General features: G+C 35.0%; 8 protein-coding genes. 1 reads left to right on the top strand and 7 read right to left on the bottom strand.

The annotated features are described in order from the left end of the window. The first annotated feature begins 166 nt into the window (after positions 1-166). Positions 167-685 carry a thioredoxin domain-containing protein gene (locus tag AB3I12_RS00370; RefSeq protein WP_034698266.1) on the top strand — a complete coding sequence of 173 codons (519 nt, stop codon included), beginning with the start codon at positions 167-169 and terminating at the stop codon, positions 683-685. Positions 686-881: 196 nt separating this feature from the next. On the opposite strand, the gene AB3I12_RS00365 is transcribed toward AB3I12_RS00370, so the two are convergent. The 7 genes from AB3I12_RS00365 to AB3I12_RS00335 all read right to left on the bottom strand — a co-directional run bounded on the left by AB3I12_RS00365 (position 882) and on the right by AB3I12_RS00335 (position 11,461). Beyond that, positions 882-2,801: a hypothetical protein gene (locus tag AB3I12_RS00365; RefSeq protein ID WP_063627222.1), complete on the bottom strand. Its 1,920-nt coding sequence runs from the start codon at positions 2,799-2,801 to the stop codon at positions 882-884. Between the two features lie 301 nt (positions 2,802-3,102). Then, the gene (locus AB3I12_RS00360) at positions 3,103-6,291 is read right to left on the bottom strand and encodes a hypothetical protein (RefSeq protein ID WP_063627223.1); all 3,189 of its coding nucleotides are present in this window, start codon (positions 6,289-6,291) and stop codon (positions 3,103-3,105) included. Between the two features lie 178 nt (positions 6,292-6,469). Beyond that, complete coding sequence (gene whiA, locus AB3I12_RS00355) at positions 6,470-7,405, bottom strand: DNA-binding protein WhiA (protein WP_010718951.1); 936 nt, start codon at positions 7,403-7,405, stop codon at positions 6,470-6,472. A gap of 34 nt (positions 7,406-7,439) precedes the next feature. Further along, positions 7,440-8,438: a YvcK family protein gene (gene yvcK, locus AB3I12_RS00350; RefSeq protein ID WP_010718950.1), complete on the bottom strand. Its 999-nt coding sequence runs from the start codon at positions 8,436-8,438 to the stop codon at positions 7,440-7,442. Further along, positions 8,435-9,319 carry an RNase adapter RapZ gene (gene rapZ / locus AB3I12_RS00345; RefSeq protein WP_010718949.1) on the bottom strand — a complete coding sequence of 295 codons (885 nt, stop codon included), beginning with the start codon at positions 9,317-9,319 and terminating at the stop codon, positions 8,435-8,437. The genes yvcK and rapZ overlap by 4 nt, the downstream gene beginning before the upstream one ends. A 153-nt stretch (positions 9,320-9,472) precedes the next feature. Beyond that, positions 9,473-10,192 (bottom strand): amino acid racemase, encoded by a 720-nt coding sequence (locus AB3I12_RS00340; protein WP_010718948.1) that lies wholly within the window; start codon positions 10,190-10,192, stop codon positions 9,473-9,475. Between the two features lie 3 nt (positions 10,193-10,195). Beyond that, positions 10,196-11,461, bottom strand: a complete 1,266-nt coding sequence (locus AB3I12_RS00335; RefSeq protein WP_368015416.1) for a D-aspartate ligase — start codon at positions 11,459-11,461, stop codon at positions 10,196-10,198. Positions 11,462-11,651 lie beyond the last annotated feature (190 nt).

Below are 11,651 nucleotides of genomic sequence, written 5' to 3'. Positions count from 1 at the left end.
TCCTTGTTCAAATTCTCTCAAATATCCCACCTATTATAACGCAAAAGCTCCTGAAAACCTACCTATTCTGTAAAAGTACTCACATGAGAAGATACATGCTTTATTAAACAAAAAACTAGTCTTTTTCCTGAAAAATGCTTAAAATGAATCTAAGAGGTGATTATACATGGATATATCTATCATTAAAGCAGATAAAACAAATACCGAAACTGGCATTCATTATGGAAACTTAGATGCTCCTAAGAAAATGGCAGAGTTTATCAATCTGGCTTGCCCTTATTGCCGTCAATGGTTCAACGAATCTTATGAATTACTCGAAGAAGCTGTAAGTAAAGGTCGTTTGCAACGGGTGATCAAACTTTTTGATAAAGAAAAAGAAAGTTTGCAACGTGGGAATGTGATGCATCATCATATTGATACGTCAGACGGTCAAGTAGCTTTACGAGAAATCAAAAAAGTATTTGATTCGCAGGATGATTGGAAAAATCTTAGTCTAGCAGAAGTAGCAGATTATGCTCAAAATAAGTTAGGTCTAACTTACCAAGAAGAATCTCCTGCCTCTCAAGCAATTATAGCTGAGGCGAATGCTGCCAATATCCGTTTTGTTCCAACTGTTATTTTGGAAGAGCATATTTTTGATGAATCGATCAAAAAAGAAGAGCTAATTGATTACATTAACGAGTAATAATCCTGACTATCACATGTACTTGTAATCATTATTGATCAGGATTGACACTATCGTTCCGATCCTAACAAGACCCAAATAACCTCAAAATAGCCTAGCCTATTTTTAAGGTCCTTGGGTCATTTTTGATTGAGCGACTATCCAGATCTTAATTTAGAAAAATATAAAAAACGAATTGATACACCATCTATCTATCCTAAGACCTTTCGTTGACAAAGCTTCGTAAACTAGCTTGGACACGTGGGTTATTTAGATGCTGTTGCCATTTCTGTTCGATGACATTTTGTACTTTTTCAACGGCACGAGTTGTAGTCGATGAAAAACTTTTTGGCTGTGACAATATGGGTGAGTCTACCCGTGCTTTTTTCAGACTTAGGTCCAGGGCGCCAGGATCCGATTCTGAATTTCTTCTCTTCCTCTCTCCTTCTGATTTCATTTCTTGACTCTTTTCATATTTTCCTTTCACTTGGTCTGAGCTATTTGATCTAAGCTCGATTTGATCAAAACGGCTGGTTAATTCATCCATAGATATTGGTTGTAGTGGTTGGTGACTCGTGCTTTGGTACAACGAATTGTTTTTAACTAGAGATAACACTTCATCTTTATGGATAAACCGCAGTTTTCCATCGGAATTAGGAACGGAATAATAAGAAAATTCTGTCGCAATCTCGTTAACTGTCCTCCCTTTCTTTTCTTCATTTCGGATGTAATCACATATTATTTCTTGGACCTCTTCTGGTGATAAATTATATTGATATGAAATTACTCCTATATTTTGATTCTCCTTATACTCACTAACAATGATTTCACGCAATGGATCTAATCTATTCGTTTTAGTGTAGATTTGATGAAACTGGTTTGTTGATTCAGCCATAGATATTGGTTTTGGTGGTTGGATCGTGCCTTCTTGTATCAGATTTTTCTTAACTTCAGAGATTGCTTTCTCAATGATAGGTGGTTCTGGGGTGTTTAATTCTGGTTGAGATTCGTTCTGAATTTTATTCACTATCTCTTGAACGGCTTCTTCGTTTATCTTTAGCGTACATGCAATTTCATTAATGGATACATTTTTTTCAATTGCTCCCTCTACATATATCTTATAAATTTGAGCCAACGTGCAGCCATTTCTTTCCGCAATTCCTTGAATTTTTTGGTTCTTTAATATATTGTTTTTAATATACTGATATGGAAATGTTTTTATTTCAGTTTGAGTTAAACAAAGCTGGTTACTTATTTCTTGTCTAGATATTCCCCTAATTGAATGATCTATAATAAATTTAGCCATTCGATGTTTCACCATTGATAGATCCGTTTCCTGTTCAGTTGCAATCTTCCCAATTTTCATACCTATTTTTCTTTTCTTGACAAGATCATCGAAACTTAATCTTTCCCTCTTTTTTGTTTTTTTTCTTAACAACACGGTATTTGTTTTTTTAATGCTTTTTTTTGCATCTCCCACTAATTTGTTATTTTTTTCAACTTTTTGGAAAACCTCAAGTATCCTTGGATATCCATCTAAACTCACAGGTAATATTCTATTTAATTCTTCCCTTGTATACCCTTGATCATGAATTTTTCTTATTGCATAATCCTCTATTATCGTTTTAGTTTTTTCTACAGAAATATCCAAGCTTTCAGAGATCTTCATTATATTTTCCTTTTTTTTAAGCTTGTGAACGACTAATTTTTCTATCACGTAATCTTCTGAACAACCAATCATCTCAGGAATGAGTCGGATATTACCATTCCTTCGAAAATTATTTATGATGAATGCATGTTTTTTTCCCATTATACTATTTGAACTTTTATGTAGTCTTTCAGCTATCTGAGGTACCGAAAAACCTTGGTATATGCTACGTGCGATTTCTAAATTAAGTATCCTATAAGCAGTTGGTCTACTAATCTTTAATCGCTTAGTAAGTTCTTTTACACTTACTTTATTTTCAAGTCCATGAATGAACTCTCTATGGATTTTATTCATTTGCTCCTTATTGCGGCGTTTCCGAAACGTTAGTTTTTTCGGGCTAACCTTAGGAAGGCGTTTCATATGAATCTCTTGTTTCTCTGTATCTTTTTTTTGTTTTTTCTTTCTTTTATTATTAACCTTATTTTCCATAGTAATTATTCTCCTTTGTTTTTAGTAGCAATAACCGTTATCAATGGGACTTGCTACTTACTTTTTAACATATTAAAGGACACTGATTAGAACTTTTTTTAGAAATATAATAAAAAAAGATTCTGAAACGAATACTTGTCCCAAAATCTTCCGATCTCTATACTTTTGATGTTAGCGAAACTTATCGATAACTGTATGAGTTACTTCTGATCAAATCATTATTGAACTGTTAAGAGTGACTCAAAAACATCACTCGCCCGTGCGCCATTTTTCTTTAAGTTTTTTCATTAATAAAACTTCATCAACGAGCTTGAACATGGGAATTAACAAGATGCTGTTGTCTTCTCTCATTATTGATATCTTGCGCTTGTTTAGTGACATGAGAAATAGTCGATGAAAAATTTTTCAATTGTGGCCACTGTTTATTTAATGGACTTGGCTGTGAAACCATGGACGAGTCCAACCGTACTTTTTTCAGACTTAGGTCCAGGGCGCCAGGATTCGATTCTGAATTCCTTCTCTTCCTCTCTCCTTCTGATTTCATTTCTTGACTCTTTTCATATTTTCCTTTCACTTGATCTGAGCTATTTGATCTAAGCTCGATTTGATCAAAACGTCTGGTTAATTCATCCATAGATATTGGTTGTAGTGGTTGGTGACTCGTGCTTTGGTACAACGGATTGTTTTTAACTAGAGATAACACTTCATCTTTATGGATAAACCGTAGTTTTCCATCGGAATTAGGAACGGAATAAAAAGAAAATTCTGTCGCAATCTCGTTAACTGTCCTCCCTTTCTTTTCTTCATTTCGGATGTAATCACATATTATTTCTTGGACCTCTTCTGGTGATAAATTATATTGATATGAAATTACTCCTATATTTTGATTCTCCTTATATTCACTAACAATGATTTCACGCAATGGATCTATTCTATTCGATTTAGTGTAGATTTGATGAAACTGGTTTGTTGATTCAGCCATAGATATTGGTTTTGGTGGTTGGATCGTGCCTTCTTGTATCAGATTTTTCTTAACTTCAGAGACCTTTCCAGATTGATGGATAAATAACACTTGTCCATCGCCTGTATGAATGGTAGAAAAATATAACTCTGCCGCAACCTCATTAATCCGTCTCCCCTTCTTTCCTTTATTTACTATGTATTCGCTTATTATATTTTGTACCACTTCTAGCGGTACATTATATTTAGCTGAAATCATTTTTATATTTTTTTTCTTTTTATACTCACTAATAATAGATTTACCCAATAGATCTAAGCTATTTGGTTCAGGGTCGGTTTGATGAAACTGGTTTGTTGATTCAGCTATAGATATTGGTTTTGGTGGTTGGATCGTGCCTTCTTGTATCAGATTTTTCTTAACTTCAGAGATTGCTTTCTCAATGATAGGTGGTTCTGGGGTGTTTAATTCTGGTTGAGATTCGTTCTGAATTTTATTCACTATCTCTTGAACGGCTTCTTCGTTTATCTTTAGCGTACATGCAATTTCATTAATGGATACTCCTTTTGCAACTCCCCCCTCTACATATATCTTATAAATTTGAGCCAACGTGCAGCCATTTCTTTCCGCAATTCTTTGAATTTGATGGTACATTGCTATATAATCTCTAATATATTGATATGGAAGTACTTTTATGTCAGTTTGAGTTAAACAAAGCTGGTTACCTATTTCTTCTTTAGACATTCCCTTAATTGAATGTTGTATAATAAATTCAGCCATTCGATGTCTCACCATTTCCGAAGTCCAGTCCAATTCGGTTGCAATATCACCAATTTTTATCCCTTTTCTTAGTTTCTTGACAAGCTCTTCGAAGCTTAGTTGTTCAAGTACCCTTTCTGGTTGTGTTTTTAATAATAAGGTATTTGTGTTTTTACTTTCTCCCTCTAACTTATTATTTTTTTCAACTTTTTTGAAAGTCTCAAGTATCCTCGGATATCCATCTAAACTCACAGGTAATATACTATTTAATTCTTTCCGTGTATATCCTTGATGAATCTTTTTTATTGCATAATCCTCTATTATCGTTTTAGTTTTTTCTACCGAAATATTCAAGCTTTCAGAGATATTCTTTATGTTTTCCTTTATTTTTAGCTTGTGAACGACTAATTTTTCCATCACATAATCTTCTGAACAACCAATATTCTCAGCAATGAGAGGGATATCACTATGCCTTTTAAAACTATTTTGGATAAATGCATGTTTTTTTCCCATTATACTACTTGAACTTTTATGTAGTCTTTCAGCTATCTGAGGTACCGAAAAACCTTGGTATATGCTACGTGCGATTTCTAAATTAAGTATCCTATAAGCAGTTGGTCTACTAATCTTTAGTTGCTCGATAAGTTCTTCATGACTTATTTTATTTTCAAGTCCTTGAATGAACTCTACTCGTATTTTCTTCATTTCCTCCTTATTGTGGCGTTTTAGAAACGCTAATTTTTTTGAACTATCTTTATTGGGGCGCATCTTATGAATGGATTTTTTCATTTCAAGTGCGCCTTCGATATACATTAATTGAATCTGATCGAACGTAGAACTGTTTAACCAAGCAATATGTTGCATTGTATTAGCCTTTAACTCTACTGTAAGATAGTTGTATACATTTTTTTTCATTTGAGCTGTTGTTAACCAAAGATAGGTAGAAATGTGTTGTTTAGGGGTTCCCTTACTCGATTCACTGATAATAAATTGCGCTATTATCATTCGAATTGTTTTATGACTTCTATTCAACTCTTGTGCAATTTCCTCAATATTTTTACCTTTCTTTCTTTGGATAGCAATATAATTAATTAGATATTTATTTAATTCATTTGATGTTATTTCTTCTAACTTGTCTTTTCTATTTTCTTTGTAAAAATTAATTATTTCATTTTGTCTCCTACTTTCTACTCCTTTTTCTCCTGATTCGTTTTCCTTTTTAACTTCAAGGTAGATATTATGGACTCGTGGATTCTCAGCCAAATTAAGATACAACATTTTATTCAATTCTTCCAGTGTGTATTCTTCCTCACAGATTTTTCGTATTGCATAATTTTCTATTATCTTTTTAGTTTCTCCTAATGAAATAGAAACACTCTTAGTAATATCCTCGATATTTTCCATTTTTTTCAGCTTTTGAATAATTATTTTTTCACGAACATACGCCTTCGTACCACCTATCTGCTGAGAAATGGAGTCAATCCTAGAGGAAGGTGGAATCTCAGAAATGGAATTATTACTAGAGGAATCCGAAAAACGTCTTAGAATATAGTTGTGTTTGTTTCTGTGAATTTCCTCAACGGGCTTGTGAAATCGTTCAGCTATTTCAAGTTCCGTAAATCCTTGACTTAGTTTACATGCGATTTCAAGCAATTTGATTTCAACCACTGTTTTACGGGATATCTTCAAGCTATCTGCAATTTCTTCATCTGTTTTTCCTTGTTCATAACCTTGAACAACCTTGGCTCTCAGTATTTTATTCAGATATTTCATGACACTATTCTCCTTTGTTTTTAGTAGCAATAACCGTTATCAATGGGACTTGCTACTTACTTTTTAACATATTAAAGGACACTGATTAGAACTTTTTTGGAAATATAATAAAAAAAGATTCTGAGACAAATACTTGTCCCAAAATCTTCATTAATTAAAAAATTAAAAATTTTTTCACTTAACTTGCTTCTTCGCGCAACTTTTCTGCAAATTCATTAATCTTTCTGATTCGATGATTGATTCCGGATTTAGAGATCGCTCCTGATGGAATCATTTCTCCTAGCTCTTTTAAACTGACTTCTGGGTGCTTTAATCTCAATTCTGCAATTTCTTGCAATTTTTCTGGTAGTGCAGTTAATCCAACTCTACTTTCAATCAATTCAATATTTTCGATTTGTTTTGCTGCAGCATCAATCGTTTTATTCAGATTAGCTGTCTCACAATTGACAAGTCGGTTGACTGAGTTTCGCATATCACGTACGATACGGACATCTTCAAAGCGCAACATCGAATTCGTCGCACCAATTAAGGTTAAAAAGTCAGCAATTTTCTCTGCGCCTTTTAAATATGAAATATAGCCGTTTCGACGTTCCAATGTTCGAGCATGAAGACCATAATAATTTAACATATCACAAATGTCTTGATTATGTTGTTCATAAATGGAAAAAATTTCTAAATGGTAACGACTAGTTTCAGGGTTATTGACTGAACCAGACGCCATGAATGCTCCTCTTAGATAGGATCGCATTTTTTGTGCATTTCCTAAAATTTCATCAGATACATGCCCATTGAACATCATTCCGTCCATGATATCTAGATCCATCAGTACATTTTTCGTTCCTTGTTTCAAACGAACGATATAGACATTATTCTTTTTCAATTTCATTTTTTTTCGAACGAGTAACTCGCTTCGGACATTATAATGATCTTTTAAAAGAGAATAGATCCGTCTAGCGATAGCTGCATTTTCTGTTTGAACGTTTAGGATAAATTGTTGATTCACAATCCCTAAAGATCCATTCATTCGTAAAAGTGCAGCTAATTCCGCCTTTGCATGTTCGCGGTGAACTTCAAGTCCAGTAAGTTCTTTTTTGACATCTGCCGCAAATGACACCCTATTCTCCTCCTTTCTTTTAGTAACCTACCGTTTAATATTTGGAACCAAAAACCAAACGAAATAGCTCTTCCACAACTTTTTCACCATCATGGAAGACACCTCCATTTTTTAATTCTAAAAAGTCAGTCGAAATCACTCGACAACCTTCATTCCGTAATCCATGAAAATCATGGGTTACTTGTACGAGGTATTCATCGTAAATTTCGGGATCCATATAACCTGCTGGTACTTTTTCTGTGTTAACTAAAACAGTATCAATAAATGGTCGTTTCAAATGTTCATGCAACACCCGAATATGATCAGCATCTGTAAAATGTTCTGTTTCACCTTTTTGTGTCATGATATTACAAATATACACCACTTCGGCTTCTGTTTTAGCTACTGCTTCTCCAATTTCTTGGATGACCAAATTAGGTAAAATGCTAGTAAACAAACTACCCGGTCCTAAAACGACCATATCTGCCTCCATAATGGCAGAAACAACTTTTCGTGCTGGTTTGGCTTCGCTATCATCCGTGGTATTTCGCACATAGACATGATCAATCGTTTTTCGATCGACCGCAATTTTTGATTCCCCCACCGCAGTAGTACCATCTTTAAAAACTGCATGGAGTGTTAATGGTGTTTCAGAAGAAGGATAGATATGACCGTCCACATGCATCATCTTAGATAGGAGTTGTACTGCTTCGTATGTACTTCCTCTCATTTCTGCGACAGCGGCAATGATCAAATTACCGATCGTATGATTGGCTAAAAATTGATCTTCTTTTTTAAAACGATACTGAAAGATATCTTCATAAAATTGTGGCATATCCGACAATGAAACCAACACATTCCTCAAATCGCCAGGGGGCGCCATCGCAATTGATTCTCTGATTGCACCGCTACTGCCCCCGTCATCTGCGACAGTTACGATCGCTGTAATATCAGCCCCTTGGTTACGCAAGCTTTTTAAAATAACCGGTAAGCCTGTGCCACCCCCAACGACAACGATTTTGGGCTTTCTTATACGGTAAGTTTTCATCTTCACGAGCGATTCACCGTCTCTTTCCGTTTATCTTTGTCACGGTGAGTCACATTGACTTTATAATTTTCTTTCAAAGCACCTGATAAACGTTCTGTTAACGCAACTGAACGGTGTTGCCCTCCGGTACAGCCAATAGCAATCGTCAAGCTGCTTTTACCTTCTTTGATATATCCTGGTAAAACCGTCTGTAATAAATCTAAAAACTTATTATAAAACAGCTCAGTTTCATCAAATGACATCACATAGTCATAAACTGGTTGATCTTTTCCTGTCAAAGGTCTTAATTCAGGAATATAGTGGGGATTTGGTAAAAAGCGTACATCCATCACGATATCTGAATCAATTGGCAAGCCATATTTGAATCCAAAGGAAACAAATTCGATTCGAAAGCCTTGATCGCCTTTGGTCTTAAACGTTTGATTGATTTTTTCCCTTAACTGACGTGGTGTTAAAGTCGTCGTGTCTATAATGACCGAGGCCTGCATCTTTAGATCATTCAATATCGCACGTTCTTTACGAATTCCTTCCGTGACTAAACCGTTCATTGCCATTGGATGGGTACGTCTTGTTTCCTTGTATCGTGCGACTAATTCTTCATCGGATGCATCTAAAAATAAAATCGACGTATCGATAAAATCCGTATTCTCAATTTCGACTAACATATTTTGGATTTCTTCAAAAAACGAGCGTGAACGCAAGTCTACCACTAATGCCATTTTCGTCACTTTACCCGATTCTTTGATCAATTCCCAAAACTTTGGAATTAGATTTGGTGGCATATTATCAATACAGAAATACCCCATATCTTCAAAACTTTGAATAGCGACCGTCTTCCCAGCGCCACTCATCCCTGTGATGATTACTAGTTGTAAATTATCAGCCATATCAAACGGCCCCCTCTCATATCTCTTCCTAAAATTATATCACTTCCGGGCGTATCATTACCAGTTAAACATTCTTAAAAATGAAGTTGTCGATAAAAATAGGGACAAATACCACTGTAGGTATCCGCCCCTAATCTTTGCTCATAAAAGTTTTCAACTTGATATGGTAGCTTGTCGGTGTTGTAAGGCACGGGCGATCGTTTGATCAGCTAAGATTGACTGTGCGTCAATGACGGGATATTCATTTTCCCCTACATACTCTTGCATCAACGATAATTCTGTACAGCCTAAAATAATTTTTTCGCAATCAAATCGCGCCACCGCTTCTGCCAAAATTTCGTAGTATAGTTCTTTGTTTAAATAATCTGATTCTTTGATATCATGATAAATCAAATGGTTGATTTTCGCCTGAAGTTGAGCATCAGGAATGACAGCCTCAAAGCCTAGCTGTCTCACTTCCTTTTCATAAATTCCAGCTTTCATGCTACCTTCCGTACCCAGGATGGCTACTTTACCAGTTGTATTTTGTCTGACAAGCTCATTTGCCGCTTCTCGTGGCATATGAAGAATCGGAATCTCAGTGGCTGCTTGAAGTTCATCAAAGAAATAATGAGCTGTATTACACGTTAAAACGATAAAATTTGGTTTGAGTAAATTTTGTTTTTCAACATCATCTAGTAGGTAAGGCATTGGGCTTTCTTGTTCCCTATCTAAAATATAAGCCGTTCGATCAGGAACTGTCGCATGATTAAATAATACATAATTTAAATATTCCTGATCTTTTGAGGCTTTGGTTCGATGATTGATTAGACGGACAAAACTCTCTGTGGCCATCGTTCCCATTCCGCCCAAAATACTAAAAAAGTTTTCCATGAATCAACCTTCTTTCACATGAAAGTATTTTTTAAATCGAGGAATGTAATTTCTAAACATATACTTCATCAATAACCAGCGTTTGAGCGAACGATCTTTCTCATAAAAAACAGTCGTTCCATAACGATTTTCTTTAATCATTTTTTCTGCAACTTTTTTGTCTTCATTTGCTTTTGCATAAGTTAAAAAGACCTTGTTAGGTACACCCATCCATAATTTTGCTTGATCCGATTGGCTCGTCCCATAGGTAGTCCCTGTGAATGGAACTTCAAATACACGGTCTTCTGTCACAAATTTTGCTAAATTCAAGCCATTAAGAGTGACAAAGAAACTGCTTCTTCCCTGACGAAGGTTGATTTCAAAAAGTTTGTATTCACCATCTCTTGGATCGTATTTCATATCAAAATTCGCAAAACCAGTATAGGAAATATCTTCTAAAAATCGTTTAATCGTTTGATAGATCTTTTCATTATAATCTGGCATGATCACCACATAATTACCAATCGAAGCTGGTGTTGGATCTTCTAGTAATGGGTGACCTAAACACATCATTCTTACTTGATGGTTTTCATCGACATAAGCATTTAACACACGCATATTACTATCATCCCCAGGAATGAAATCTTGGACGATCATTTCACTTGTATAACCTGCTTCGTAAATACGACCTAAGATCAAGTCAAATTCTTCACGATTATCGATAATAAACGCTTTTTTTCGACCTTCAAATTGGACAGATAAGTATTCCACGCTGTTTGCCGGCTTTAATGCCACTGGAAAGTCAAATGGTAACTCTTGATTCAAATGCCCATCAACTAACATTTCTTTTCTAACAATCAACGTTTTGGGATAAGGTAACTGGTATTCCTCGCAAACTTCATAAAAACTAACCTTATTAATCAGACGTTTAAATAACGAATAATCGATGTAAGGACAAATAAAATACTTTGAGAGTTCTTCTTTATGCTGTGAAATCAGTTCTGCATAGCCATCTCCACATGCGATCAAGAGATACTTCTTCGTTTGATCTGAATATTTCTCTCTTGCTAAACGTAACATGGACTCAATAAAGACCGGATCTTTATCAAAGCCAGGAATTACGTCAACTTTGACGATTTTGCTATAGCGAGTTGGTGCCAACTGATTTGATGCATACGCCTGGCAAACTTTGCCATACGATTCATGAAATGAACGTGCCATTCCATAGACATTCATGTCGCTACCCAATAAAATAGGAATAAATTCTTCGTTTACATTACTGTTCATCATTATCTCTCACTTACTCATAATCTCTAGTTTTCTTTTTCAACTACACAAGGAATATCATACCATAAAGAAAAAAGCAATCAAAGGAATCTCCTCCGATTGCTCAATTCTTTTTTGAACGGATTGAACTTATAGGAAGTTTTTATCTATACCAATTAGTGTAGAAAGAACTACCATGTTTCGTATTTTAGTC

This window comes from Enterococcus sp. C65, from assembly GCF_040887165.1.
GTDB lineage: Bacteria > Bacillota > Bacilli > Lactobacillales > Enterococcaceae > Enterococcus_B > Enterococcus_B hirae.
The sequence above is the reverse complement of the archived record's forward strand: the minus strand, read 5'-3'. Positions and strand labels throughout refer to the sequence as shown.

Bases quoted from the DNA above. Each gene is read 5' to 3' on its own strand.
- AB3I12_RS00370 (WP_034698266.1), top strand. From the start codon at position 167: ATGGATATATCTATCATTAAAGCAGATAAAACAAATACCGAAACTGGC.
- AB3I12_RS00365 (WP_063627222.1), bottom strand. From the start codon at position 2,801: ATGGAAAATAAGGTTAATAATAAAAGAAAGAAAAAACAAAAAAAAGAT.
- AB3I12_RS00360 (WP_063627223.1), bottom strand. From the start codon at position 6,291: ATGAAATATCTGAATAAAATACTGAGAGCCAAGGTTGTTCAAGGTTAT.
- rapZ (WP_010718949.1), bottom strand. From the start codon at position 9,319: ATGGCTGATAATTTACAACTAGTAATCATCACAGGGATGAGTGGCGCT.
- AB3I12_RS00340 (WP_010718948.1), bottom strand. From the start codon at position 10,192: ATGGAAAACTTTTTTAGTATTTTGGGCGGAATGGGAACGATGGCCACA.
- AB3I12_RS00335 (WP_368015416.1), bottom strand. From the start codon at position 11,461: ATGATGAACAGTAATGTAAACGAAGAATTTATTCCTATTTTATTGGGT.